This is a genomic window from Lysobacter defluvii IMMIB APB-9 = DSM 18482 (assembly GCF_000423325.1).
In the GTDB taxonomy this organism is placed as follows: domain Bacteria; phylum Pseudomonadota; class Gammaproteobacteria; order Xanthomonadales; family Xanthomonadaceae; genus Novilysobacter; species Novilysobacter defluvii.
In genome coordinates this window covers 336,770-362,621 of record NZ_AUHT01000006.1, presented here as the reverse complement: position 1 = coordinate 362,621, position 25,852 = coordinate 336,770, and the positions used below count along the sequence as shown (strand labels likewise).

Below are 25,852 nucleotides of genomic sequence, written 5' to 3'. Positions count from 1 at the left end.
GGCCTTCCTTGTGAGTCGAATGCAGGGTACAACGGGACAAAGTGCCGGCTCAGTACGCTGCCGCCGACAGCAACGGCGAAGGATCGCTCCAGCGCTCCCGTCCGGCAAGATCGCGGATCTCGAACAGGACCGCGGCCCCGGCGACCTCCGCACCCTGCCGGCGCAGCAACAGCAGCGCCGCCTCGAGCGTGCCGCCGGTGGCGAGCACGTCATCGACCACCAGGGCACGAGCCCCCGGCGGAAGCGCGTCGGCGTGGATCTGCAGCTGGTTGGTCCCGTACTCGAGCGCGTAGTCCTGCGAAAGCGTGCGCGCAGGCAGCCGGCCGGGCTTGCGCACGGGCACGAAGCCGGTGCCCAGCGCCTGCGCCATCGCCGCGCCCAGGATGAAGCCGCGGGACTCGATCCCCACTACCGCATCCAGGCCGGCGTCCCGCCAGGGCTCGATCATTTCCGCAATGGCGGCGACGAACGCAGCCGGGTCGGCCAGCACCGGCGTGATGTCCTTGAACAGGATGCCGGGCTTGGGGAAATCGGGGACGTCGCGGACCAGGTGCTGCCAAGCGGTCATCGGGCTGTGGGTTGCGCAGGGCGGTCCATGCTAGCGCGTGCCGCGCGGATCCAGTGTTCCAGCGGCCGCGCTGGAGCGGTCGAGCGGCGGCGTCCACGCCATGTGGATCACACCGTCGTCCACATACCGGGTTTCGAAGCCGAGGCGGAGGTAAAGCCTTGACGCCGGATTCTCCTCATACACCCTCAGCTGGACGCCGACGGAACCGCGCTCCAAGGCAAGCGCCTGCGTTTGGCGCACCGCCCAAGTACCGATCCCCTGCCCTTGCCGCTCCGGAACGACCTGCAGGTCGCGTAGACCGAGGGCTCCATCCTCGTTGCCCAGGCGCAGCAGGCCGACGGGTTCGATGTCGTCCAGGATCAACAGGTTGTCGAACTCTGCCCAACTCCTGCGGAAGCGCTCCGCGTCCCAACGGACTTTACGCACCGCGCGATAGCGGTCCATGTTGCGGCGGTTGAGTGCCTCGCAGAATGGCGCGTCGCCGTTGGTGGCCTGGCGGAGGGAGAGCTTCATGGGATCTCCAAGTGCGTGCCTGGGACACCGTCACCGCCGCGCCGGCGGCATGGCGAGATCCGGCGTGTGCGCTTCAATCACCTTCATCGCCTCGTCGGCGCGTCGTTGTAGTTCGCGCGCCCCCTGCCGACATCATCCCCTGCGGCGGCCGCCGGCGCCACGAACGGCGAACGCGGTGTTCTCGTTTGCTGTGGCGCCTCCGCGACGCTAGTGCGCCTGCCCACCCGAGCCAGCAGGTCCCTCAACGCCGCCCGGAACTCCGGCGACTCCGCCGCATCCATGTGGCCCCGCCCGGGTACCACGACCAGCCGCCGGTCGCCTTCGGGAAGCGGCGCAGACGCGTACAGCTCACGCGAGAACCCCGCGGGTGTCACATCATCCTCCGCGCCCACGACAAACAGCACCGGCTCATCAAGCGCGCCGGCCACGCCGGCATTGCCGAGGCCGGCCAGGCTGGCGTCCGGCTTCACCCTCCACACCAGGGCGCGAATCCACCAGCTCTGCTTGCTCCGGAGGTGGGCCGTCCACGCCTCTGCGGTCGTGACCGAGCTCTCGAGTACCACGCCGTCCAGGCGGCGGGCATCCGCCACTCCACCCGCCATGAAACTGCCAAGCGAATGGCCATGGACGACCACTGGAAGCGCGCCCAGCATGGGATCCACACGTATCGCGTCGTACACCTCGATCGCGTCGGACATCAACGCCGACAGGCTGGCCGAGCCGCCACTGCCTCCGTAGCCACGGTGGTCGACCAGCACCAGGTTGACCGGCAGCTCCCGGTACGTCCCGACGGTCCTTTGACCGTGCCGGGCAATGGTGTATCCGTTTCCACCGAAGTACAGCACGGTGGCGATCGCGTCCTGGCGAACCAGGCGGAGTGAGGACAGTTCCGTCCCATCCGCCATCTGCATCCCAGTCTGCTCGACCCGGTAGCCGGGCCAGGCCTGCTGCAAAACGGCGATTTCAACCGGCGGCGCCGACCGGCTGATGACCACGTTCGATTCTTTGACGTTGAAGGTGCAGCCAGCCAGTACAAGAAGAACCGGGAGCTGCATCAGGCGCATCCATAACCTCGAAAGCCCCAGGAGTCTCATGGCGCTTCTCCATTCAGCAGTTCGGCCATTGCGGCGGCATCCTCCCGGTGAAGAAAGAGATGGCAGAGTTGGCACGATCCGAACTCCCGTTCGAGCTCCGTCATCCTCACCGGATGATTTCCGTACCGGACCTGCCGGCTACCGCCGACGGAGAATGGCACCTTGTAGACGCCATAACTCCGGGGCGAAGTAAGCGCGCCGTCTGGCCTCACCGCGTGCGGCGAGATCGTCTTTTGCTCCAAGGCTTTCTTCAGATCCACGACATCCCTCCTAGCACGCCATCAGCTCGTGGCCGGAACTCACGCGGGTCGAGCTTGGCCAAGCGGTCGTCGCCATAATTGCCGACCCTTGAGCGTCTCCGGCTCAGGGCACCAGAGCGCCTCATGGACGCCCGCGACGCGAGATGATCGCCTCACTCCCCGAAATAATCGCTGTCCACCGCAGGCACGCTGATCCGCCGGGCCGACACTCCGACTTCGTAATCCATCATCAGTCCTGCCAGGGTCACACCGTCCACAAGAACGATCCCCTCGATCGAACGAGCGAACTCCACCGCGTGCCCTGGACGCCCTCGAGGTGCGCCTCAGGCGGCGTCCTGCATCACCCGGTCGCGCCCTGCCCGCTTCGCTTTGTACATCGCCCGGTCGCCGCGCGCCATCAGCTGGCTGAGGGTCTCGCCCGGCCGGTGCCAGGCCAAGCCGGCGCTGAAGGTGATGGGCGGGGTGTCGCCGCCCAGGTCGCGCTGCAGGCGTTCGGCCAGGCGGCGGGCGTCGTGCAGCGACACGTCCGGCAGCAGGCACACGAATTCCTCGCCCCCGATCCGGGCCGCGATGCTGCGCCCGTCCAGCCGTGCCCGGATGGCGCGACCCGTGCGCTGCAGCGCCAGGTCGCCGGCCTCGTGCCCGTGCGTGTCGTTGAAGCGCTTGAAGTGGTCCAGGTCGATGAACAGCAGGCAGGCGGTGCCGCCGTCCCTGCGCATCGCGTCGAGCCTTGCCCGGGCCGCGCTGAGCCAGCCCCGCCGGTTGAGCAGGCCGGTGAGCGCATCGGTGTTGGCGCGCAGCAGTGCGGACTCCACGGTGCGCAGGTGGCCGACGCTCATGTTCGAGCGGGCCCTGCGCAGCTTGAAGCCGGCCACCAGCGCGACGGCCAGGTACAGCAACACGTTCAGCCACTGCACGCGCAACTGGGGAATCAGCAGCAGGTAGATGCCGACCACCGCGATGCAGAACGCGCCCAGCAACAGCGCGGTGTGGCGCCGGACCAGCAACGGCACGCCAACCGCCGGCAGCAGCACCAGGCAGGCCAGGGTCACCCCCGGGTGGGCGAGGTCCCCTCCCGGTACGTCGACCAGCACCACGAGCAGGGCGAGCACGAACAGGGTGGCAGTGAGCGCATCGGTCCCGCGGCTCCGCCCCAGCTGGAACACCGCCAGCGCACCCAGCAGCACGAACAGCGCGCCTGCATACAGCAGTGGAGGGGCCGCGACCGGCCACGCGCCGGCCATCACCAGCGCCACCTTCACGGTCGCCAGCACTGCAAGCATCTGGAACAGGTGCAGCATCGCCGAGCGGGTCCGGACCTCCTGCCACTCCATCATCCGTCCGCGGTCGGCCGGGTGCACGCGGGCCAGGTCGCCGTCGAGCACATACGCGACCCACTCGCGCAGCGCGGCGGCGCGCTGCTGCCAGCTTGCAGGGGCGCTGCCCGCGGTCGCCACCGGCAGGTTGCTGCGGGGAGTATCCATCCCGGCCATTGTGCGGGCCGCGTGTGAAGGACTGCGCGGTGGGATGTGGCCGCAGCCCCTGTTCATGGCGGGAATACCGGGTGGTGTGTGACCGGCGGCCCGGATCCGACTTCCGGGCACATCTGCCTCAGTCGCCCGCGCTCCACCGGCCGAGGTCCTGCTCCACCCGGTCGATCCCCTCCCAGGGATCCTTGCGCCGCCGCTTCAGGCGCCTGGGTACCTCGCGGATGTCGAACTCGTGCCCGCTCTTGAGCCGCGCGAGTTCGTTCCACGAGATCGGCATCGCCACCGGGGCGCCCTCGTGCGCGCGCAGCGAGTAGGAGGCCACGGCGGTCGCGCCGCGCCCGTTGCGCAGGTAGTCCACGAAGATCTTCCCCGGCCGCAGCTTGAGGGTCGAGGTGGCGATGAAGCGCTGTGGCTGGGTCTGCGCGAGCGCCTCGGCGAAACCGCCGGCGAAGGACTTCACCAGGTCCCATTCGCAGCCGGGGTTGAGCGGCACCACCACGTGCAGCCCCTTGCCGCCGGTGGTGCGCAGGAAGCTCTCCAGCTCCATCTGCGCCAGCAGGCGGCGCACGTCCTGCGCGGCCTTCCTGACTTCGGCCCATGGCACGCCGGGACCGGGGTCGAGGTCGAACACCACGCGGTTGGCGCGGTCCGGATCCTCCGCGGTCGAGCCCCATGGGTGGAACTCCAGTCCGTTGAGCTGGACCAGTTCCATCAGGCCCTGATCGTCGCGCACCACCAGGTAGTTGGCGTTGTTGCCCGCCTCTTCCTTGAGCCGGACCAGGTCCACCCGTTCCAGGCCGGGGGTGTGGTGCTTCTGGAAGAAGCACGCCTTCCCGGCACCGTTGGGGCAGCGGATGATCGAGAGTGGCCGGTCGATGATGCCCGGCAGGATGTGCTCCATCACCGCCTGGTAGTACTCGGCCACCTCGCCCTTGGTGATGCCGCGGTCGGGATAGATCACCTTGGTCGGGCTGGAGATCTTCACCGGCGGCCGCTCCGGTTCGGGCGCCTGGTCGCCGTCCCGCAGGTCGGCGGGGTCCTTGTCCAGCCGGATCGCCTTGAGCGAGGCCTGGCGCAGCACGCCGGTGTTGGAGATGCCGCGGATGAAGACCTCGACCACGAACATCGGGTCGAACCACGCCGCGCCCTTCGCATCGAGCGTGGCCCCCTCCGGAATGTGCACGGTGGGCTTGCTCCCGCCCGCGTCGCCGATGTGCGCCTCCAGCTCGCGCAGCTGCTCGCCCGAGAAGCCGGTCCCTACCCGCCCGGCATACACCCAGCCATGCTTCGGGTCGGGACGGGCCAGCAGCAGCGAACCGATGCCCTGCCGGGTGCCCTTGCCGGGCGTGGCGCCGACCACGGCGAACTCCTCGCTCTCGATCCGCTTGGTCTTGCGCCACTCCTCGCTGCGGCCGTGATGGTAGGTGCCCTGCGCCTTCTTGGAGATGATCCCTTCGAACTTCTGCCCCGACGCGACCTCGTAGGCCGCCTGCCCCTGGCCGGGGATGTGCGAGCTGTAGGCCAGGTGCGCCGGCGGCTCGGCCAGCAGCTGTTCCAGCAGCGCCTTGCGCTCCACCAGCGGCGTGCGGGTGAGGTCGAAGCCGTCCAGGTGGATCAGGTCGAACAGCACCAGGGTGAGCATTCCCTGCTGCTCGCCCGACAGGGTGGCCTGCAGCAGGTTGAAGTCGGCCTGGGTGCCGGCGCCGGCGATCAGCTCACCGTCGAGTGCCGCGTGCTTGAGCCCGAGCTGCTCGATCGCGCTGCGGATCTCCGGGACCTTGTCGGTCCACTCCAGCGCGTTGCGCGACCAAAGGCGTACCCGGCCGTCGACCACGGTCGCGACCAGGCGGTAGCCGTCCCACTTGACCTCGTGCAGCCACTGGTCACCGGTGGGGGGCGCGTCGCCTAGCTTCGCCAGCTGCGGCGCGAAGGCCTGGTCCTTGAGCTTCGCCTTGCGTGCGCCGGGGAGCTTCCCGGCCTGCTTCGCCCAGTTACGCTTGCGGCGCTTCGGGGCTGGCGGCGTGGTGAGCTTCTTCTTGTCTTCCTTGCCGCGCCCGGAGCGTTTGAGGTCGGCCTCCGGCGCTGCGGTGACGTCGGCCAGTAGGTCGTCCGCCTCGATGTCCGAGGCGTAGGCATCGTCATCCTTGAACAGCAGCCACTGCGGTTGCCGGGCCGACTTGCCCGAGCGCACCAGGTGCCACCCGCCCTTGAGCTTGTCCCCGAACAGCTCGAAGCGCAGGTGCCCCTTGGCCAGCTGCGCCTCCGCGTCGCCACTCGTGGCCCACACCCCTTGGTCGAACCGGGCCACGTGCCCGCCGCCGTATTCGCCCTTGGGGATCTCGCCCTCGAAGCCGGCGTAGTCCAGCGGATGGTCCTCCACCTCCACCGCCATGCGCTTGACCGACGGATCGAAGCTCGGCCCCTTGGGCACCGCCCAGGACTTGAGCGCATCGCCCACCTGCAGGCGGAAGTCGTAGTGCCGACGGCTGGCGTGGTGGAGCTGCACGACGAAGATGGTGCGCGCCAGCTCCCCACCCGCCTTGCCCGGCTCCGGTTCGCGCGTCTTGTCGAACCGCCGCTTGCGGCGGTACTCGGTCAGGCTCACGTGATGGCGTCGGGAACGGTGGGGTGTGGGACCTATGGTGGTGGGGGGCGATGAAGTTGGCGCGAATTGCCCCCTCTCCCGCTCCGCCGTTCCTCCCCCTCCCCCTCCCCCGCTCGCGGGAGAGGGTTGGGGTGAGGGGCTTTTGCTTTTGCTTTTGCCCCTAAGAAATAAAAGCAACAGCAAAAGCAGCCCTCATCCGCCCTTCGGGCACCTTCTCCCGCAAGCGGGAGAAGGGATGCGCGGGAGGAGAAGGGAACAAACGAAAAAGGCCACCCGCTCGGGTGGCCTTTTCCGTCGTACTGGTGGGCGGTAGTGGGATCGAACCACTGACCCTTGCCGTGTGAAGGCAATGCTCTACCGCTGAGCTAACCGCCCCGGAACGGGCGCGCAGTATACGTCATTGTCCGGGGCTGGTGGCAAGCGCGTGGCTGCCTAGATCGTCGCCTGCGGTTCCGTCGAGCGGACCTCGCGCGGGGTGCGCTGCAGCTCCTCCACGCGGCGGGCGTGCTCGCGCAGCTTGGGCAGGGCCTTCGAGGCGACCTGGGCGCCGGGGCCTGCGTGATCGACGGTCTGCTGGTACAGGCGGATGGCCTTGGCGTGGCTGCGGGCCATGTGGCGCAGCCAGGCGCGGTCGTATTCGGCGCCCTGGTTGGCGTCGAGCTGGCGCAGCATGGCGAGCTGGCGCGCGTCGGGCTGCGGGACCTCCAGGCCACTGGCCTCGGACAGCTGCTGGTTGAGCTCGTTATGGTCGTGCTCCATCTCCTGCGCGAAGCGCCGCAGCTCGGCGGATGCCCCGCGCAGCTGGGCGGACTTCGATGCCTCCACCTCGGCCGCGCCACTGCGCAGTGCCTGCTCGTAGAACGAACCCGGGGCGTGCCGCGTCGCGGCCTTCCAGGCGGCGACGCCGGCGCCGGCGAGCAGTGCGAGCTTGAAGACTTTTCCGATCATTGGGGGACTCCTGGTTGCGCCAGTTCGTGGGGGATTGCGTGGGCGCCCAGAACACCAGCCCGCGGGTCGGGCGCACGTGAAGGCCACCGCGCCGGATTGCGGTGCGTTCACAGTCCCTTTGGCCACCCCGGCTTTCGTGCCCGCTTCACGGCCGTTCCCCGATCCTGCCGTCGACAGGCGGGGCCGCCCGCCATCGACACCGGAGGTCCTTGATGAAGCATCGCCATCCCCTCGCCTGCCTCGCCCTGTGCGCCGTGGTCGCGCTGGCCGCCTGTGACCGCCGCGACACCCACCCGCCCGAGGAGTCGCGCACCACCACCGACCAGGTGAGCCCGCCCGGGGTCCAGGCCGGCCATGTCACCGCGCCCGCGCCCAACAGCGCCGAACGGGACGGCCGCACCGGGCAGGACCGTTGCACCGGGCTGACTGGCGACGCGCTGCAGGAATGCACGCAGCGCGACGGTGGCGTGCCGATGATCCTCACCGACGACGACGCCGTGGACCGCCCGGACGATCCGCGGCAGCCGGCGGAGGATGCGCCCGCGGCCGAGAACCCGACCAGCGACCAGGAAGGCAACCTGTGACCGCCACCGGCCCTCAGGCCGGCTTGGCCACCATCAGGTAGAAGATCGCCAGGAACGCGAACAGCGCCGGGAAGCCCAGCGCGGTCCACCAGCGGAAGTAGCGCCAGTACAGCGGCGGCAGCGCCTCCCCGCGCTCCGCCGCTTCCGCCGACACATCGCGCATGCGCATCTGCAGCCAGACCACCGGCACCCAGCAGGCGACCGCCAGCACGTACAGCCCGACCGACCAGGCCAGCCAGCGCGCCTCCAGCGTGAGCCCCATCAGCCGCATCAGGTACCAGCCGGTCAGCGGCTGCAGCACGATGGTGGTGGCGGTGAAGATCCAGTCCGCGATCACCACGTAACGGCTGATGGTGGCCACCGCGCGGGTGTCCCGTCCCAGGCTGATCGCGAACAGGTAGAAGGCCGTGCCCACCCCGGTCCCGAACAGGACCGTGGAGGTGAGGATGTGGATCCACTTGGCGATCAGGTACTCCACCGGCGCCCCCTCTCCAGTTCGTGCAAGGCGATGATCAGCGCGATCACCGGCAGGTTCTTCAGGATCGGTCCGTACGGATGGAGCCAGAACTCCGGCAGCCTCAGGGTGATGATCACGGTGTAGCCGGCGATCAGCAGCAGCTGCGCGCGGTACAACCACAGTCGTCGCCGCCGCATCGCCAGGGTGGCCACGCCGAAGGCCAGGTCCAGCCCGGCCGCCAGGTACAACGAGGCCAGCGCGAGGCCTCCATGCAGCCCGGTGCGCGCAAGCAGCTCGAGGCTGTCGGCCACCGGGTACAGGCCAAGCGACACCACGCCGGTCACGATCCACATCACCGCCAGGGCGGCCCGCATCACCGGCAGCAGCCACTTGAGCCGCGCGGCCAGGCCGAGCGGCTCCATCGCATGCCTTGGATCGAACGCCGCGACCTCGAGCGGCGCGCGGCCGAGCAGGCGCGTCATCATGCCCGGATCGCCACAGGCGCCGCGCTCGAGCATGTCCAGCGTCTCCGGGTCGACCGGCGGGCCAGGCAGCAGGCCACCCATCCGGCTTCCCAGCCGCACCAGCACGCGCGGGACGGGCAGCACCGGAGCCGTACCCAGCCCCATCAGCGCGCGCAACTGCAGAAGGTAGTCGCGCAGCTCCAGCGGCCGCGGCCCCACCACCTCCACCCGCGCGGGCGGGTCCGGATCCTCCACGCAGGCCCGCAGCACCGCGCATACATCGTCGAGGTGCACCGGCTGCACGCACTGCCGGCCGCTGCCCGGCACCGGGATGACCGGCAGCGCCGCAAGCGCGGCGAACAGCCCGGTACTCGCGCCCTCCGGCGAGAACACCAGCGACGGCTGCACCACCACAGCCGACAGCCCCGAGGCCAGCAGCGCCTGGTCGGCCCGATGCTTGCTCCGGTGGTAGCCGGACGCCGCCTGCGGGTCCGCGCCGGTCGCCGAGACCTGCACGACGCGGCCTACACGGAGCCGCGAACACGCTTCGAACAGCGCAAGCGGCGCGCGCACGTGGATGGATTCGAAGTCCTGGCCAGGGGCCTCGGCGAGGATGCCGACGGCGTTGACCACGGCGTCGATGCCCTGCAGGCGCGGCAACCAGTCGGCGGCCTCGTGGTCACGGGCGAAGTCGACCTCCACCACCTGCACGCCGTCGGGGGCCTTCGCCCGGTCGCGCACGCCGAGGACCAGTTCATGCCCAGCCCGTCCAAGAACTTCCGCCAGCCGCCGGCCGATCAGGCCCGTCGCACCCAGCAGCAGCACGCGCATAGCTCAGGCACTCCCCGGCAGCGGCCGGCGCGCCGGTTCGCACTGCGGGTGCTGTTCAGCGGCAGCCTCGCGAGCGTCGCCTCGATCGCGGCCGCCAGCGTGTTGGCCCGCCGGCAGACCGGGTCCGTGGCCAGTGCGCCCAATGCCACCAGCCACTGGCTGTGGGGCGAGCCGGCCATGCATCGCCACCGCATGGACCTGCGGCATACGCTCGCCGGCTACGCGATCCACCATGCCAGCTCGCTGTTCTGGGCCACCTTCCACGAGGCGGGGCTGGAGCGCACGCGGGTGGCGCCATCGCGGCTCGCGCCTGCGGTCGCCGCGATGGCGCTGGTGGTCGACTACGGGGTGGCGCCCAGGCGGCTCACGCCCGGGTTCGAGCGCCACCTTTCGCGGACCGGGCTGGCGGTTGTCTACGCGGCATTCGCCGGGGGACTGGCGCTGGGGAGCCGGCTGGCGCGGCGGTTGGAGTGAGTGGGGGCGCATTGGGGGAGCCGTGGGTTCCCGCGTACGCGGGAACGACGTGGGTGGTCCTTGCGGGGTGCGCTCTTACCGGTTGACCTGGCGGCGCTCCAGTCCGGTCAGCGCCGGACCCTCGATGACCTGGCCTTCGGTGTCGAAGCGGCTGCCATGGCAGGGGCAGTCCCAGCTCTGTTCCGACTGGTTCCACTTCACGTGGCAGCCCATGTGCGGACAGACCGGTGACAAGGCGACGTAGCGGCCGTCGCGGGTGCGGTGGACGGCGCAGGTTTCCCCGTCCAGGCGCAGCACGCGGCCCCCGCCCAGCGGCACGTCGGCCAGGCCCTCGTCACTGCGCAACGCCTCCACCCGGTCGCCCACCATGTGCTTGGTGACGGTGGTGTTCTCGGCGACGAAGCTCTTCGCGGACTTGACCGGGGTGAAGCGACGCGGGGTAAGCAGCCGGGTGAGCGCGTCCTCGTCGCCCTTCACCAGCCGCTCGATCACGGCGCCGGCGACGGTGCCCCAGGTCAGCCCGTCGGCCCCCATGCCGGTGGCGATCAGGACGTTGTCGTGGGCGCTGCGGCCGATGTAGGGCAGCCCGTCGCCGCTGGTGTACTGCTGCGCCGACCAGGCATGGGTGAACTCGCCGAGCCGGAAGTGCCGTCGGCCGAAGTCACGCAGGCGGCCGAAGTAGTCGGCGTGCTCGTCGCCCTCGCCGGTCTTGTGCTTCTCGCCGACCATGACGATGTAGCGCCGCCCGCCCTGCTCGTGGGTGCGCACGGAGTGCTTGCCGTCCTTCACCCAGACGCTGGCATCGGACGGGCCCTCGCCCTCCAGTGGCGCGGCGACGCCGTACTCGCGGTAGACCTCCATCTCCGCCTGCAACGCATTGAAGCCGGCGGGGGTATGGGTGGCCAGCACGATGTGCCGCGCGCGCACCCTGCCCTCGCGCGTGATCACCAGCCCTTCGCTGGCGTCGATGTCGACCACGCGGCTGTGCTCGTACAGGGCCACGCCACGCTCGCGGAGGGCTGCCATGAGCCCGGCAACGAAGCGGTACGGATTGAAGTGCGCCTGGCGCGACAACGTGTGCACCGCCGCGGGGGACAGCGGCCAGCCGGGAACGGCATCGCCCCACTCCGCCGGCAGGCCCAGTGCCTCGGCGGCCTCGTGCTCTCTCCGCAGCTGCTCGTGCGCGGTGGAACCGGCGTTGAGGACGCACTGGTGCAAGGGCACCCGGCGCAGGCCGCAGTCGATTCCGAGCCTGTTCGCGGTCTCCTCGATCCAGTCGATGGCGGCGGCGCGCGCGGCGGTCGCCAGCCGTGCCTCTTCGTCGTCCCACTTGTCGCGCAGTGTCGCCAGGCCGGTGGACACGGTCGCGTAGAGGTTGCCGGTGGACCGCCCGGTGTTGCCCTCCCCGGCGCTGCGCGCCTCCAGCACCGCCACCTTCAGGCCGGCCTCGGCCAGCCGCAACGCCGTCACCGCCCCGGTAATACCGGCGCCGACGACGGCGACGTCCGCTTCCGCCTCGCCCGTGAGGCAGGCTGCTGGCGAGGGGACGCCGTCGATCCATACACTGTCCATCGCAACACCTCCGGTCGGGATTGGCCGCGCCGCGGCCACGCGAGATCCCGACCCTTGCATGGCCCCGGTTGAACACGCGTGATCGCCCGGCGATCCGCAGGAGAGTCCCCATGAGCGATACCCCCCGCCTCTACCACAACCCCCGCTGCTCCAAGTCGCGCGGCGCGCTGGAGCTGCTGAAGGAACACGGCATCGAGCCGGAAATCGTCCCCTACCTGGAGACCCCGCCCAGCGAGGCCCAGCTGCGCGAGCTGCTCGGCATGCTCGGCATCCCGGCACGCGACCTGCTGCGCAAGGGCGAGGAGGAGTACAAGGCGCTCGGCTTGGACGACCCTGCCATGAGCGAGGACCGGATCATCGCGGCGATGGCGTCGCACCCGCGCCTGATCGAGCGCCCGGTGTTCGTGCACAACGGCCGCGCCGTGATCGGCCGGCCGCCGGAGCTGGTGCTCGGGCTGCTATAGCGACTTGCTCATCCGCATCGACAGCACGTGCGCCGGCGCCTGGAAGGAGTCGGCCCGCGCGTCGGCCCAGTAGTCGCGGAACACCTGGTGGCGGGTCTCGCCGTCGAGCAACTCGCCCGGCTGCAGGAAGCGGTAGAGCGAGGAGAGCGAGCGGATCTCCGTCGCCGAAACCCGGCGCAGGATGTGCTCGGGGCCGATCTGGCCCGGGTTCTCCAGGCCGGCGGCGGCGATCAGTTCGCGCAGCGCGTGCAGGGTGTTGTTGTGGAAGCCCATCACCCGCACCGCCTTGTCCTCGGGGTCCAGGCCCTTCCAGCGGCGCGGGTCCTGGGTGGCCACGCCCGTCGGGCAGCGGTCGGTATGGCAGCTGAGCGCCTGGATGCAGCCCAGCGCGAACATGAAGCCGCGCCCGGAGTTGCACCAGTCCGCGCCCATCGCCAGCGTGCGGGCGATGTCGAAGGCGGTGGTGATCTTGCCGGCCGCGGCCAGGCGGATGTTGTCGCGCAACCGCAGCCCGACCAGGGTGTTGTGCACCAGCATCAGCGCCTCGTGCATCGGCACGCCGACCTGGTTCATGAACTCGGCCGGCGCCGCCCCGGTGCCGCCCTCCGAGCCGTCGACCACGATGAAGTCCGGCAGGATCCCGGTCTCGGCCATGGCCTTGGCGATGCCGAACCACTCCCAAGGGTGCCCGATCGCCAGCTTGAAGCCGGTGGGCTTGCCGCCTGAAAGTTCCCGCAGCTTGCGCACGAACTGCAGCAGGCCTATCGGGGTCGAGAACGCGCTGTGCTGCGGCGGCGACACGCACTCCACCCAGGGCCGCACGCCGCGCGTCAGCGCGATCTCCTCGGTGACTTTGGGCGCGGGCAGGACCCCACCGTGGCCGGGCTTGGCGCCCTGCGACAGCTTGATCTCGATCATCTTGACCTGCGGGTCGTGCGCGTTCTCGATGAAGCGCTCTTCGCTGAAGTGCCCGTTCCCGTCGCGGCAGCCGAAGTAGCCCGAGCCGATCTCCCACACCAGGTCGCCGCCGTGCTCGCGGTGGTACGGCGAGATCGAGCCCTCGCCGGTGTCGTGGTAGAAGCCGCCCATCTTCGCGCCCTTGTTGAGCGCGCGGATCGCGTTGGCCGACAGCGAGCCGAAGCTCATCGCCGAGATGTTGAACACGCTGGCCGAGTACGGCTGGGCGGTCTTCTCGCCGACCAGGATCCGGTAGTCCGGGTCCGACAGCGGCGCCGGGACCAGGGAGTGGTTGATCCACTCGTAGTCGTTGCAGTACACATCCTGCAGGGTCCCGAAGGGCCGGGTGTCGTTGACCGACTTGGAGCGCTGGTAGACCAGTGCGCGCTGCAGCCGCGAGAACGGCACCTCGGCGGTATCGGACTGGATGAAGTACTGCCGCATCTCCGGCCCGATCGACTCCAGCCCGTAGCGGAAGTGCGCCAGCAGCGGGTAGTTCTGCCGCAGGGTGCTGCGAGTCTGGGTCAGGTCGAAGATGCCCACCGCCACCAGCGCCGCCGTCACCGCCACCCCTGCGTACCAGCCGGGCGCGACGAACATCGCGAGTCCCAGGAAGACGACGAGAAGGACGATCGAGGCGGCGAACGGGACGTAGCGCAGCATGCGTGCTCCGTGTCAGGCGGGGAACGGGCAGGATAGCGCCCCTGCCATGGGCGGGCTCACAGGCCCGGGGCCGGTACCGACAGCGCGCGCAGCAGCTTCTGCCCGGCACGCCCGTCCACCGGCATTCCCAGGCGTGCCTGCTCGGCCCGGATCGCCTCGCGGCTGGCACTGCCGATGATCCCGTCCACCTCGCCTATGTCATGGCCGCGCGCGATCAGCAGCCGCTGCAGGTCGCGCCGTCCCTTGCGCGACAGCCCCGGATCATCGGTGGGCCAGGACGCGACCGGGCCCTCCTTCCCGCGCAGGCGGTCGGAGAGCAGCGCGATCGCGAACGCGTAGCTCTCCGCCGCGTTGTAGGAGTAGATCGCGTCGAAGTTGCGGTACACCAGCCAGGCCGGGCCCTCCCTGCCCGCCGGGAGGACCAGCGCGGAGCGGTCGTAGCCGGGCAACGCGCCGCCGTCGATCCGTTCGATCCCGCGGGAGGTCCAGTACGACACCGGCCGCCGGGTGGTGCGTCCGGACACGCTGGTATCGAAGCCGGCGGGCAGGCGCACCTCGTGGCCCCACGGCTGGCCGGTCCGCCAGCCGGACCGCTTGAGGTAGTTCGCCGTCGAGGCCAGCGCATCCGGGATGCTGCCGACCAGGTCGCGGCGCCCGTCGCCGTCGAAGTCCACGGCGATGCGCCGGTAGGTCGAGGGCATGAACTGCGTGTGCCCGAACGCGCCCGCCCAGGAACCGACCAGGCCCTCGGGACGGACGTCACCGTCCTGCAGGATGCGCAGCGTGGCGAGCAGTTCGCCGCGGAAGAAGTCCTGCCGCCGGCCCATGCACGACAGCGTCGTGAGCGACTCCAGCAGCGGGCGCTTGCCGAAGGTGGAGCCGAAGTCGCTCTCCACGCCCCAGACGGCGACAACGGTCTCCGGATCGACGCCGTACACCTCCTCGACCCGCGCGAGCGTGGTGGCGTGCTCCTCCAGCATGGCCTTGCCGTCGGCGACGCGCTCCTCGTCCACCAGGCCGGCGAGGTAGTCCCAGATCGGCGTGCGGAACTCGGGCTGGTAGTCGAGCAGCGCCAGCACCGAGGTGTCGGGCGTGACCGGGCGCACGTGCGCGTCAAAGGTGGCCTGGCTGATTCCTGCGGCACTCGCGTCGCGGGCGAGCCGGTCCACGCAGCGGGCGTAGGCGGCCGTGTCGTAGGGGGGTGGTTCCGCGGCAGGTGCGGCGCCGGTGGCGCCCAGGAGCGGGGCCGCGGCCAGGAGCAGGACTGGGGGCTGGAAACGCATGCGCGGTATCGTCGCGGCGCAGGCGTGAAGCAGTCGTGGCGCGTTGTGGTGCCCGGAGCCGGGGTCGAACCGGCACGGAGTCGCCTCCGAGGGATTTTCGTACCACTTCGGCTTTCGCCGCCGGCGCACGCACCGTTCGTGGTCTGGAGCACGCCTTCACCTTAGCCATCCGGCCTTAGGTGCCCGCCGTCTGCTCTCTACACCTTCCCCCACCAGCTGGGAGGGGCTTGGCTCGGCGTTGGCTCGGCGCAGGGCCAGGGCGTTCACCGAGTTTGACGGGTTACACCCCTGAGGTTTCCCTCAAGGGGCTCAAATTGCTCAAGTCCCTTGTGTCTACCAATTTCACCATCCGGGCAACGATGGGCAACCTCTCAGCTCCCAGTCGTCGGGCATTCTACACACGATGCGGTCGCAGTCCGCAGGGTGACAGATCTACCAACGCAAGCCATGTCACGTGGCGTCGTAAAAGGGGTCGGACTTCTTTACGGACCGGGATGCTGTCACCGGGCTCTGACTCAGAGAGCGTCGCAGCACACCAGCGAGCACGTCCTGGACTTCATTTCCCTTGAACCCCATGGCCGACAACTCGTCCATCGTGGCTATGTGCGATCGGGACCAGTGGGGACCTGCGGCGTCGGCCTGCGCATGTGCACGAATGATGTCCTTTGCCATCGTGATCAGAATTCCGAGCGGATCCGTCACATACGGCTCGCCATCGAACTCGCGCTCCAAGCCCAAGTTCGACGCAAGCGCCTTGAATGAAGTCGCACCGGGGCCGCGCCCCCATGCGTGCTTGGGGTCAATGACACGAAACACGACATTTCGGACTCTCTTGGTCTTGAATGCCCCCCCGTGCCTCGCCAGGAACTTGTCTACCATTTCTCTCGCCGCGCGTAGCCGCTCCTTGTCCTTCGGGGCGTTTCCCCGATGCAGAGCGGCGAGCGTGGCAGAGTACTTCTGGGCGGCACGATAGACATGAAGCACGGCCGGCGCATCGTGCCCGAGCCTGTGCCGATCATCGTCCGGGATGGCCCCAGCCACGAACGCCTTCAGCTCGTCAATGAAGTGGGTCTCCACCACGATGTTGTTGACATCGACCTTGACTTCAAACTCAGCAGCGTGCTGATAGGGGGGCGGGAGAATCCCATCTAAAGGATGTCCGGGGCGGAATAAGACCCTTGATGTCTCCCCCATCGGCCGAATGCACCGAAGAGTCCGGCCAGGTTGGCTCCGAACCAACACACCTGACTCGGCCGTGCACAGCCCCAGAAGAGAAAACCAATGCTGAGTGGCGCTCAGCGTATTACCGAGCGCATCAACCGTCTCCGGCGCCAATTGGAGGAAGCGCAGATCACGCCGGACAAGGGCTTCATCAATCAGCTCGCCTGCCCATTTTAGAGCGAGCGAGCCGTACGAGCGCGCTAGTTTGTACGCCTCCCCAGCCTTCATGGTGGGAAAGCAGACATCAGGAAGTCCCGATGCCCAGGCCACTGTTCACGAAACTTTGCTAAGCCGCACTCCCTCGGTTGCTGCGATACCCCGCGACGGAGTCAAGGAACCCTATCCAGTTCAATGGATTAGGTGTCGTGGAGAACATCGTGCTCTGGCCCGTCTTGGCCAGCGCCCAGAACTTCCGCCCCTGCCGCAGGACGCCGGCCGTCTCCAGCTCGAAGCCGCCGACCTCGGTCAGGTCCCGATAGAACTCCAGGATCTCCCCGGGCTGGACCACCTTGAAGCGCTTGCTGACTACCGACAGGGGGGCTTTGGTGTCAGAGCGGTACAGGACCTTCTGCTCAGGAAACGCGTTAATCGTGCCAATGCCGTTCTGCCCAGTGATGAAGCGGACCTCGGCCTCCTCGATCGACCAGTCCATACCGGCACTTCCCCTCCAGCCATCGATCGACTGATCGGCAGGCAACCTGTTGCCCAAGCCGTGCCAAGGCTTCTCGCCTGCGTACGCCATTGTCTCTACGAGATGCATGTCGAACTCCTTTCAAGCGGCACACAAACCCGAAAGGCCCGGGGGTTCCGGGCCTTTCGCGTCGTGCCTGTCAGTGTGAAATCAAGGGAACTTGGAGGTGCAACCCGCGCACTTGGCGAAGGCGACCAGTACAGCAGCCGTGACGACCAGCACGCAGGTCAAAGTGTCTGTCTTGTGTGGAAACATGGATGTCTCCTACGGGCGTTGCAGCCGGAACGCCGGTACGTAAACACAGGATCCCCTGAGCTCACTTTGGTGATATGTGTCCGAAATCTCCTTCAATCCACTAAGTTCGCTCGTCCAAGCGCGGGTGCGCGGCTCTTGATCTGCACCAATGAAATTGTGTAACGGACGTCCCGTGGGTATCGTGCCGCAGTCATGGTCCACGTGTCCCGCCATCGCTGGTTGCCGTTCCTGCGCGTTCTCGTGCTGGGGCTGTTTTCGCTGGGTTTGGTGCTGCAGCCGGTGATGGCAGCCGCTGGCGAGATGCACGAGTTCACACACGACCCTTCGGGCATGCACAGCCACGGCCTGCACGCCAACGGGCTAGACGCGGAACTCACCGCGGCCGGTGAGCACGACGGGTCAGAGACGTTGCACGTGCTGCTGGATTTTGCACACTGCTGCGGCACGGCCGCGGCAGTGCTGCCCGTGCTGGAACACGTTCCGGCCCTGGCCATGGCCGGACGGTTGGCAATCGCCAAGGCTTCAGCCCCGCCTGCAGTGCGCCTGCCAAACCCCTTCAAGCCTCCGATCTTCGGATGACCGCGCCGTCGGCCTGATGCCGACTCCCGTCAATTCGATTCATCGGAGCAACCCCCATGCGTTTGCGATCAGCGGCCCTGGCCGCCTTCGTCGCCGTGTGTGCCGTGGCATTCCCCACGCACGCCGCCGACCCCCTCAGCCTGGACGAGGCCTTCCTCCGCGTCTCTGAGGCCCATCCCAATCTGCGCCTGTTCGGCGCCCGCCAGGAGGCGCTGGAAGCCGAGCTGGATCGTGCCTCCCTGCGCCCGGCACTGGTCGCTGGAGCCGAGCTCGAGAACGTGCTCGGTACCGGCCCGGCCAGCCGCCTGGATGGCGCCGAAATCACGTTGAGCCTCGCCTCCGTGCTGGAGCGCGGCGGCAAGCTCGATGCCCGGCGCACGCTCGCGCAAAGCCGGATCGATGCGCTGGCCATCGGGCGCGAGGCGCGGCGGTTGGATCTCCTGGCCGAAGTGGCCCGTCGCTACCTGGCGGTGGTCGGTGCACAACGCCAAGGCGAACTTGCGCAGCTGGACATCGACCAGCGCGAGCGCACTGTCGCTGCGGCACGTCGGCGTCACGAAGCCGGCGCTTCGCCCGAGTCGGTCGTGCTCACCGCCCAGGCGGCCCTGGCGCGGGCCGAGCTGGATCACGCCCGAGCCCGGCAACGTGAGGAGGCTGCGCGCCAGCACCTTGCGGCCCTGTGGGGCGAGCGCGATCCCGCATTCGAGATCGCCGGGGGCGATCCGCTGGCGGTGCCCCAGGTCGCGGACTTCGCGGTGCTCGCCGACTGGCTGCAACGCACCCCCGAGCTGGCGCAGTTCGTCGACCAGCAGCGCATTGGCGAGGCGCGCCTGCAGCTGGCGCGCAGCGAGGCGACCCCCGACCTCGACTGGCAGGTTGGCGTCCGGCGGATGACCGATGGCGATGACTTCGGCCTGGTCGGCAGTGTCTCGATCCCGCTGGGCAGCACCCGCCGGGCACAGCCGGGTATCCGTGCCGCACGCGCCGAGCTCACCGCATTGGAAATAGAACGGGAAGCCGCGGGATTGTCGCTCTACTCCACCCTCGCCGAGGCGCATGGCCGCTTCATGGTGGCCCGCCTGGAAGCGCAGCGGCTGGGCGAGGACGTGCTCCCACGTCTGGCCAAGGCCGAAGCCGCAGCCGCCACCGCATACCGCGCAGGCGCCGCCAGCTATCTGGAATGGTCGAGCCTGCAGGCGGAGCACGCCGCCGCCCGGCAACAACAGCTGGAGGCGGCGCTGGAAGCCCAGCGCGCCCTGGTCGAGATCCAGCGGCTGACCGGCCAGGCATTCGTCGCCGGCTCCGGCCCGCAAGACAACCAAGGAGCAACCCCATGAAGCCTGTCCACCTGATCCCGGTACTCGCGCTGGCCTTGCTCCTCGCAGCCTGCGGTGGCGAGCCAGACCAGCCGGCGGAGGACGCTCATGCGGACGAGGCCGCCGACCACGGAACCGAGGCCGACGAACACGGTCATGAAGCGGATGAAGTCGCCAGCACGGTCATCGCTGCGGACGTCGCTGAAAAGTCCGGTATCAAGACCCAGCCCGCCGGCCCCGGCGTGATCGCCGACGAGCATGAGGTGCAAGGCCTGCTGACCCCGGTCGAGGGTCGTGTTGCGCAGGTCACCGCCCGTTTCCCTGGCCCGATCCGTTCGCTGCGCGCCAACGTCGGCGACCAGGTCCGCGCCGGCCAGACACTGGCGACGATCGAGAGCAACCTGAGCCTGAGCACCTACAGCGTCGCCGCGCCGATCTCCGGCGTCGTCGTCGAGCGCAGTGCCTCGGTCGGCGGCCTGGCCGGTGAGGGCGCGCCGCTGTTCGAGATCGCCGATCTCTCGCAGCTCTGGGTCGACCTCCACATCTTTGGCGCCGACGCCCAGCACATCCAGCCGGGCGTGCCGGTGACGGTCACCCGCGTGAGCGATGGCGAGACGGTCCTCACCACGCTCGAACGTGTGCTCCCGGGCATGGCCACGGCCAGCCAGAGCACGGTCGCTCGCGCAACGATCGACAACGCCGACAGCCAATGGCGGCCGGGTACGGCAGTCAAGGCACGGATCACCGTTGCACAGGAGCCGGTGGACCTGATGGTGCCGTTGACCGCGCTGCAGTCGATGGATGGCCGGGAGGCCGTGTTCGTACGTGAAGGCGAAACGTACCTGACGCGACACGTCGAACTCGGCGCCCGCGATGCCACGCAGGTGCAGATCCTATCGGGCCTGAGCGAGGGCGAGGAGGTGGTCATCGCGGAGAGCTACCTGATCAAGGCGGACATCGGCAAGGCGGGTGCGGCGCATGACCACTGACGCCGCAGCCCGCCAGCCCGGCCTGCTGGAGCGGATCGTCCGGTTCTCGATCCGGCATCGCTGGATGATGCTGGTGCTGACCCTCGGGCTGATCGGCGTGGGCATCTGGAGCTTCACCCGGCTCCCGATCGATGCAACCCCCGACATCACGAACGTCCAGGTACAGATCAACACCGAGGCGCCCGGCTACTCGCCACTGGAGTCCGAACAGCGCGTCACCTACCCGATCGAAACGGCACTCGCCGGCCTGCCCCGGCTCGACTACACGCGCTCGCTGTCGCGCTATGGCTTGTCGCAGGTCACCGTGGTGTTCGAGGACGGCACCGATCTGTACTTCGCCCGGCAGCAGGTGGCCGAGCGCCTGCAGCAGATCCGCTCGCAGATTCCTGAGGGGCTGGAGCCCGAAATGGGGCCGATCTCGACCGGGTTGGGCGAGATCTTCATGTACACCGTCGACGCGGCGCCTGACGCGGCCAAGCCGGATGGCACGCCGTGGACCGCCACCGACCTGCGCACCCTGCAGGACTGGGTCATCCGCCCGCAGCTGCGCAACACCCCCGGGGTGACCGAAGTCAACACGATGGGCGGCTTCGAGCGGCAGATCCACGTCACGCCGGACCCGTCCAAGCTGGTCGCACTCGACTTCACGCTGCAGGACATCGTCGACGCGGTGGCCGCGAACAACCAGAACATGGGCGCCGGTTACATCGAGCGCAATGGCCAGCAGTACCTGGTGCGCGTGCCCGGCCAGGTCGGCGGAATCGACGAGATCCGCAACATCGTGCTGGACCGGCGCGACGGTCTGCCGATCCGGGTGGCCGACGTGGCGCAGGTGGGTGAAGGCCCGGAGCTTCGTACGGGCGCGGCCACCCAGAATGGCGAGGAGGTCGTGCTGGGCACGGTGTCGATGCTGGTCGGCTCCAACAGCCGCAGCGTCGCGCAGGCCGCGGCGGCGAGGCTGCAGGATGCGAACCTGAGCTTGCCGGAAGGCGTCACCGCAACCGCGGTCTACGACCGTACCGGGCTGGTCGAACGCACCATGCGAACCATCTCGAAGAACCTGATCGAGGGCGCACTGCTGGTGATCGTGGTCCTGTTCCTGCTGCTGGGGAACTTCCGCGCCGCCCTCATCACCGCAGCCGTCATCCCCTTGGCGATGCTGTTCACCATCACCGGGATGGTGCGCGGCGGCGTCTCCGGCAACCTGATGAGCCTGGGCGCTCTCGATTTCGGGCTGATCGTCGATGGCGCGGTCATCATCATCGAGAACGTCCTGCGCAGGTTCGGCGAAATGCAGCACCGGCTTGGTCGGGCGCTGACACGCGAGGAGCGCAACGACCTGACCGCCACCGCCACGGTCGAGGTCATCCGGCCCAGCCTGTTCGGCATGTTCATCATCGCCGCGGTGTACCTGCCGATCTTCGCGCTGACCGGGATCGAGGGAAAGATGTTCCATCCCATGGCGATCACCGTGGTGCTGGCCCTCACCGGCGCCATGGTGCTGTCGCTGACCTTCGTTCCCGCATCCATTGCGATCTTCATGGGCCACCGCGTCGAGGAGAAGGAGAACCGGCTGGTCCAGTGGACCCGGCGCCGCTATGAGCCCTTGCTGGCCTGGTCGCTCCGCCGGCAGAACTGGGTCCTTGGCGGCGCACTCGCCCTGGTCGCCGTGTCCCTGCTGGTCGCCACGCGCCTGGGCAGCGAGTTCATTCCCAGCCTGGACGAGGGCGACATCGCCATGCATGCGATCCGCATCCCGGGCACGGGCCTGGAGCAGTCGGTCAAGATGCAGCTCGCCGTGGAGGAGCGGCTGATGCAGGTTCCCGAAGTGGAGCGGGTCTTCAGCAAGATCGGCACGGCGGAGGTGGCCACCGACCCGATGCCACCGAACGTCGCCGACACCTTCCTGATGGTGAAGCCACGCGGGCAATGGCCCGATCCACGCAAGCCCAAGGACGTGCTGATCGACGAGATCGAGGCGGCGGTGGCGACGCTTCCAGGCAACAACTATGAGTTCACGCAGCCGATCGAGATGCGGACCAACGAGCTGATCTCCGGCGTGCGTGCGGACGTGGCGGTCAAGGTGTTCGGCGATGATCTGGACACGCTGGTCGAGGTGGCCAAAGAGGTCGAGGCGGTTGCCAGGCAGGTCGAGGGCGCGGCGGACGTCAAGACCGAACAGGCCACCGGCTTGCCACTGCTGACGATCGTGCCGGACCGTGCGGCGCTGGCGCGCTTCGGCTTGAATCCGGGCATCGTGCAGCAGACCGTTGCCACCGCAGTCGGTGGACAGGTTGCCAGCCAACTGTTCGAGGGCGACCGCAGGTTCGACATCGTGGTCCGGTTGCCGGAACAGATGCGTGTCGATCCGACCGCCCTCCAGGATCTGCCGATCCCCTTGTCCGACGTTGCGAACGCGGACCGGTCGAGTCTGGAGCCACGGTGGGCGACCGCGCGGACCGTACCGCTGCGCGAGGTGGCGAAGATCGAGAGCCTGCTGGGGCCCAACCAGATCAACCGCGAGAACGGAAAACGCCGGGTGGTGGTCACTGCCAACGTGCGTGATCGCGACCTGGGCAGTTTCGTCGAAGAGCTGCAGCAGCGGGTGGGGCAACAGGTGAACGTTCCCGAGGGCTACTGGATCGACTACGGCGGCACGTTCGAGCAGTTGATCTCGGCCAGCCAGCGGCTCGCCGTGGTGGTGCCGGTGACCCTGATCCTCATCTTCGGCCTGTTGTTCATGGCGTTTGGTTCGGCCAAGGACGCGGTGATCGTGTTCAGCGGCGTGCCGCTGGCGCTGACCGGCGGCGTGGCCGCACTGGCGCTGCGCGGCATTCCGCTGTCGATCACTGCCGGGGTTGGCTTCATTGCGCTGTCCGGCGTGGCCGTACTCAACGGCCTGGTCATGATCGCCTTCATCCGAAACCTGCGCGAGCAAGGCCAGTCGTTGGACGACGCAGTCTTCAACGGCGCGCTCGGGCGGCTGCGGCCGGTCTTGATGACGGCGCTGGTGGCGTCGCTCGGGTTCGTCCCCATGGCGCTCAATGTCGGCGCGGGCGCGGAGGTGCAGCGTCCGCTCGCCACCGTGGTGATCGGCGGGATCGTGTCCTCGACGCTGCTCACCCTGCTGGTCCTGCCCACCCTCTACCGACTTCTGCACCGCGGCGACGCAGCGAAGCCGCAACTGGAGGCAATTTGACGTGAGCGAAGAGAAGATCGAGATACACGACGCGCGCCAGCGCCGGATCCTGTTGATCGTCCTCGCCCTGAACCTGGCGCTTGCCGCGGGGTTCGGGGTCACGGGCGTCGCCGCCGGCTCAAGCGCCCTGATCGCAAATGGACTGGACAATGCGTCCGACAGCGCCGTCTACATCATCACCCTGCTCGCACTTAGTCGCTCACAAGCCTGGAAACGGTCGGCGGCCAAAGTATCCGGCTGGTTGTTGATCCTGTTCGCCGCTGGGATCCTGCTCGACGTGGGCCGTCGGTTCCTGGGTGAGGCCGAGCCCATTGGCACGACGATGATGGTGACGGCGTTGGGGGCCGGCCTGGTAAACGCGACATGCGTGTGGCTGCTCAAGAAAATCCGGCAGGCCAACGTGAACGTGCGCGCCGCGACCACCTTCAGCACCAACGATTTCATCGCCAACGCAGGCGTGCTCGTGGGTGGCGGACTGGTGCTCTGGACCGGGCAGGCTTGGCCCGACTTGGTCGTCGGCCTCGCAGTGGCGGCAATCGCCCTGAAAGGTGGCATCGAGATCCTGCGGGATGCTCGTGGGGAGGATGCTTGATGTCAGCCTAGGATGGCGGGTGCCGCAGTGTGTCGAGGATGGCGCACTGGCCGCGCTCACCGCCGCTACAGCTGCCGATCACCCGCTCGAGCTCCGAGGCCATCCGCTGCAGGTCGCTGAGCCTGGTCTGGATGTCCAGCAGGTGCTCGCGGGCAAGCCGGTCAACATCCTGGCACGACAACTCGTCATCCTCGGCCAAGCCCAGCAGGCTGCGGATTTCCGCCAGGGAGAAGCCCAACTCGCGGCCGCGGGTGATGAAGCGCAATCGATCCGCGTCGGCGGGACGGTAGTCGCGATACCCGCCCGCCGTGCGCGGCGGGGCAGGCAACAAGCCGATGCGCTCGTAGTAGCGCACGGTTTCGGGATGGCACCCGCTGCGCTCCGCAACCTCTCCAATCTTCATGGGCTTGACCCTGTAGCGACTCCAGGGTTTAGGATCGTCGACCTGGAAGCGGGCCGCAAATCCTCGGACGCCCGCTCGACCTGGAGACATGATCATGAGTGATTCGTGCGGCTGCGGAAGCACGGTGGATGTCCGCGCCCTGGAGGCGGGGCAGCGGCGCGTGCTGATGATCGTTCTGGCGATCAACATCGCCACCTTCGTGATGATGATCACGGCGGCGATCTACAGCGGCTCGTCCTCGTTGCTGTCGGGCAGCCTGGATAACCTCGGTGATGCGTTGACCTATCTGCTGAGCCTGGCAGTGATCGGCGCGAGCCTGCGCGCCAAGGCCAAGGTCGCGCTGGTCAAGGGCTTGCTGATCCTCGGCGCCGCAGTCGCGGTCGCCATCCAGATTGGTTGGCGCCTTGCCCATCCGGAGGTGCCCATCTTCGAGGCCATCGGCATTGCCGCCGTGATCAACCTTGCGTTCAACGCCTTGTGCCTGTGGCTGCTGACCCCGTACCGCTTTGGCGACGTGAACATGTCATCGGCGTGGGAGTGCTCGCGCAACGACGTGTACGAAGGCTTTGCTGTGCTGCTCGCGGCTGCCGGTGTGTGGCTGTTCGATGCGGGCTGGCCGGACCTGGTCATTGGCGCGGCGTTGCTGGTGATGTTCCTGCGCTCGGCATTGCGCGTGCTGCGTTCGGCGTGGCGTGAGTACAGGGCCGAAGGATAGGACACGGTGCGCGTCTGCCGTTCGCGTGTCCGCCCGGTTCCGACCTTCCTGTTGCCATGACGCTGTTCTCCATTGTCCTGCTCGGCCTTGCCATGGCCACCGATGCCTTTGCCGCCGCCTTGGAGAAGGGGGCCGGCATGGCCAGGCCCCGCTGGTCCGAGGCGCTCCGCATCGGGCTGATCTTCGGTGACGTGTAAGCGCTCACGCCGGTCATTGGTTGGCTGCTCGGCTCGGTGGCAGCGCGTTACCTCGAGGCATGGGAGCATCGGATCGCATTCGGCCTGCACATGATCTACAAGGCCGTCCCCGGGAGCGGAGAGGACGAGGAAGATTTCGGATTCACGACAAACGGCAGCCTCCTTGCGGTGGCACTCGCGGGTTTGGCCACGATCATCGACGTCATGGCGGTGGGTGTCGGGCTGGCCTTTGTCGAGGTCAACATCGCTCTGGTTGCCGTGGTGGCCTATGCACGTTCACGCTGGTCACGTTGGGGTGATGGCTGGCCGGGTATTGGGTACGTTGATCGGAAAGCGTGCGGAGATCGCGGGCGGCCTGGTGCTTATCGCTGTGGGTGCGTTGATCCTCAACAGCCATATCAGTGCAGTCAGTGCCGGTGCCGGTGCCGCGATGTCGCTGCCGTTCGTCACGGGGATCTGACTGTGTCG

Annotated in this window: 24 protein-coding genes, 2 tRNA genes and 1 pseudogene; 10 read left to right on the top strand and 17 right to left on the bottom strand. The window is 68.4% G+C overall.

Annotation, left to right across the window (positions count from 1 at the left end; genetic code table 11):
* Window positions 1–49: 49 nt before the first annotated feature.
* The 8 genes from G545_RS13825 to G545_RS0106130 form a co-directional block, all read right to left on the bottom strand.
* Window positions 50–568, bottom strand: coding sequence for an adenine phosphoribosyltransferase (locus G545_RS13825; RefSeq protein ID WP_052106465.1), 519 nt, complete (start codon window positions 566–568; stop codon window positions 50–52).
* 30 nt (window positions 569–598) lie between these two features.
* The gene (locus G545_RS13820) at window positions 599–1,081 is read right to left on the bottom strand and encodes a GNAT family N-acetyltransferase (RefSeq protein ID WP_052106464.1); all 483 of its coding nucleotides are present in this window, start codon (window positions 1,079–1,081) and stop codon (window positions 599–601) included.
* Between the two features lie 83 nt (window positions 1,082–1,164).
* Window positions 1,165–2,175: an alpha/beta hydrolase gene (locus G545_RS0106155; RefSeq protein ID WP_027069617.1), complete on the bottom strand. Its 1,011-nt coding sequence runs from the start codon at window positions 2,173–2,175 to the stop codon at window positions 1,165–1,167.
* Window positions 2,172–2,435 (bottom strand): hypothetical protein, encoded by a 264-nt coding sequence (locus tag G545_RS15255; protein WP_081677756.1) that lies wholly within the window; start codon window positions 2,433–2,435, stop codon window positions 2,172–2,174. Before G545_RS15255 ends, G545_RS0106155 begins: the two co-directional genes overlap by 4 nt.
* Before the next feature lie 323 nt (window positions 2,436–2,758).
* On the bottom strand, window positions 2,759–3,919 hold the full coding sequence (locus G545_RS14980) for a GGDEF domain-containing protein (protein ID WP_052106463.1): 1,161 nt from the start codon (window positions 3,917–3,919) through the stop codon (window positions 2,759–2,761).
* A gap of 127 nt (window positions 3,920–4,046) precedes the next feature.
* A complete protein-coding gene (gene ligD / locus G545_RS0106140) occupies window positions 4,047–6,530 on the bottom strand; it encodes a DNA ligase D (RefSeq protein ID WP_027069616.1) in 2,484 nt (827 codons plus the stop codon).
* A 300-nt stretch (window positions 6,531–6,830) separates the two neighbouring features.
* Window positions 6,831–6,905: transfer RNA gene (locus tag G545_RS0106135), tRNA-Val, on the bottom strand.
* Window positions 6,906–6,962: 57 nt separating this feature from the next.
* Complete coding sequence (locus G545_RS0106130; RefSeq protein WP_027069615.1) at window positions 6,963–7,478, bottom strand: DUF4142 domain-containing protein; 516 nt, start codon at window positions 7,476–7,478, stop codon at window positions 6,963–6,965.
* A 212-nt stretch (window positions 7,479–7,690) separates the two neighbouring features.
* On the opposite strand from G545_RS0106130, the gene G545_RS0106125 reads away from it, so the two are divergent.
* Window positions 7,691–8,062, top strand: coding sequence for a hypothetical protein (locus G545_RS0106125; RefSeq protein ID WP_036135625.1), 372 nt, complete (start codon window positions 7,691–7,693; stop codon window positions 8,060–8,062).
* A gap of 13 nt (window positions 8,063–8,075) precedes the next feature.
* Here G545_RS0106125 and G545_RS0106120 read toward each other — a convergent pair whose 3' ends face one another.
* Together G545_RS0106120 and G545_RS0106115 are read right to left on the bottom strand one after the other, a co-directional pair.
* Window positions 8,076–8,540, bottom strand: a complete 465-nt coding sequence (locus G545_RS0106120; RefSeq protein ID WP_027069613.1) for a DUF2269 family protein — start codon at window positions 8,538–8,540, stop codon at window positions 8,076–8,078.
* Window positions 8,528–9,814, bottom strand: a complete 1,287-nt coding sequence (locus G545_RS0106115; RefSeq protein WP_027069612.1) for an NAD(P)H-binding protein — start codon at window positions 9,812–9,814, stop codon at window positions 8,528–8,530. Before G545_RS0106115 ends, G545_RS0106120 begins: the two co-directional genes overlap by 13 nt.
* A gap of 48 nt (window positions 9,815–9,862) precedes the next feature.
* Here G545_RS0106115 and G545_RS0106110 point away from each other — a divergent pair, with 48 nt between their 5' ends.
* Window positions 9,863–10,288, top strand: a complete 426-nt coding sequence (locus G545_RS0106110) for a hypothetical protein (protein ID WP_052106462.1) — start codon at window positions 9,863–9,865, stop codon at window positions 10,286–10,288.
* A 75-nt stretch (window positions 10,289–10,363) separates the two neighbouring features.
* On the opposite strand, the gene G545_RS0106105 is transcribed toward G545_RS0106110, so the two are convergent.
* Window positions 10,364–11,860 (bottom strand): FAD-dependent oxidoreductase, encoded by a 1,497-nt coding sequence (locus G545_RS0106105; protein ID WP_027069611.1) that lies wholly within the window; start codon window positions 11,858–11,860, stop codon window positions 10,364–10,366.
* Window positions 11,861–11,970: 110 nt separating this feature from the next.
* On the opposite strand from G545_RS0106105, the gene arsC reads away from it, so the two are divergent.
* Window positions 11,971–12,324: an arsenate reductase (glutaredoxin) gene (gene arsC / locus G545_RS0106100; protein WP_027069610.1), complete on the top strand. Its 354-nt coding sequence runs from the start codon at window positions 11,971–11,973 to the stop codon at window positions 12,322–12,324.
* Here arsC and G545_RS0106095 read toward each other — a convergent pair.
* The 5 genes from G545_RS0106095 to G545_RS13800 form a co-directional block, all read right to left on the bottom strand.
* Window positions 12,319–13,944 carry an FMN-binding glutamate synthase family protein gene (locus G545_RS0106095; protein ID WP_027069609.1) on the bottom strand — a complete coding sequence of 542 codons (1,626 nt, stop codon included), beginning with the start codon at window positions 13,942–13,944 and terminating at the stop codon, window positions 12,319–12,321. The genes arsC and G545_RS0106095 overlap by 6 nt on opposite strands.
* Before the next feature lie 56 nt (window positions 13,945–14,000).
* Complete coding sequence (locus G545_RS0106090; RefSeq protein WP_027069608.1) at window positions 14,001–15,227, bottom strand: lytic murein transglycosylase; 1,227 nt, start codon at window positions 15,225–15,227, stop codon at window positions 14,001–14,003.
* A gap of 46 nt (window positions 15,228–15,273) precedes the next feature.
* Window positions 15,274–15,402 (bottom strand) — tRNA-OTHER (locus G545_RS15605).
* Window positions 15,403–15,677: 275 nt separating this feature from the next.
* Window positions 15,678–16,718, bottom strand: coding sequence for a hypothetical protein (locus G545_RS13805; protein ID WP_154656521.1), 1,041 nt, complete (start codon window positions 16,716–16,718; stop codon window positions 15,678–15,680).
* Between the two features lie 16 nt (window positions 16,719–16,734).
* Window positions 16,735–17,208 (bottom strand): DUF932 domain-containing protein, encoded by a 474-nt coding sequence (locus tag G545_RS13800; RefSeq protein WP_231553143.1) that lies wholly within the window; start codon window positions 17,206–17,208, stop codon window positions 16,735–16,737.
* A gap of 378 nt (window positions 17,209–17,586) precedes the next feature.
* Between G545_RS13800 and G545_RS0106080 the strand changes: the two genes are divergently transcribed.
* The 5 genes from G545_RS0106080 to G545_RS0106060 are packed head-to-tail and all read left to right on the top strand — an operon-like array spanning window position 17,587 to window position 24,069.
* Window positions 17,587–17,973 carry a hypothetical protein gene (locus G545_RS0106080; RefSeq protein WP_027069607.1) on the top strand — a complete coding sequence of 129 codons (387 nt, stop codon included), beginning with the start codon at window positions 17,587–17,589 and terminating at the stop codon, window positions 17,971–17,973.
* A gap of 56 nt (window positions 17,974–18,029) precedes the next feature.
* Window positions 18,030–19,310, top strand: a complete 1,281-nt coding sequence (locus tag G545_RS0106075; RefSeq protein WP_027069606.1) for a TolC family protein — start codon at window positions 18,030–18,032, stop codon at window positions 19,308–19,310.
* The gene (locus G545_RS0106070) at window positions 19,307–20,278 is read left to right on the top strand and encodes an efflux RND transporter periplasmic adaptor subunit (RefSeq protein ID WP_027069605.1); all 972 of its coding nucleotides are present in this window, start codon (window positions 19,307–19,309) and stop codon (window positions 20,276–20,278) included. The genes G545_RS0106075 and G545_RS0106070 overlap by 4 nt, the downstream gene beginning before the upstream one ends.
* A 22-nt stretch (window positions 20,279–20,300) precedes the next feature.
* Window positions 20,301–23,477 carry an efflux RND transporter permease subunit gene (locus G545_RS0106065; RefSeq protein WP_027069604.1) on the top strand — a complete coding sequence of 1,059 codons (3,177 nt, stop codon included), beginning with the start codon at window positions 20,301–20,303 and terminating at the stop codon, window positions 23,475–23,477.
* 1 nt (window position 23,478) lies between these two features.
* On the top strand, window positions 23,479–24,069 hold the full coding sequence (locus G545_RS0106060; protein WP_081677753.1) for a cation transporter: 591 nt from the start codon (window positions 23,479–23,481) through the stop codon (window positions 24,067–24,069).
* Window positions 24,070–24,076: 7 nt separating this feature from the next.
* Here G545_RS0106060 and G545_RS0106055 read toward each other — a convergent pair whose 3' ends face one another.
* A complete protein-coding gene (locus G545_RS0106055; RefSeq protein ID WP_027069602.1) occupies window positions 24,077–24,472 on the bottom strand; it encodes a MerR family transcriptional regulator in 396 nt (131 codons plus the stop codon).
* Window positions 24,473–24,566: 94 nt separating this feature from the next.
* On the opposite strand from G545_RS0106055, the gene G545_RS13795 reads away from it, so the two are divergent.
* Window positions 24,567–25,187 (top strand): cation transporter, encoded by a 621-nt coding sequence (locus G545_RS13795; RefSeq protein WP_036135634.1) that lies wholly within the window; start codon window positions 24,567–24,569, stop codon window positions 25,185–25,187.
* A 56-nt stretch (window positions 25,188–25,243) separates the two neighbouring features.
* Window positions 25,244–25,844, top strand: a pseudogene (locus G545_RS13790) (manganese efflux pump MntP).
* Window positions 25,845–25,852 lie beyond the last annotated feature (8 nt).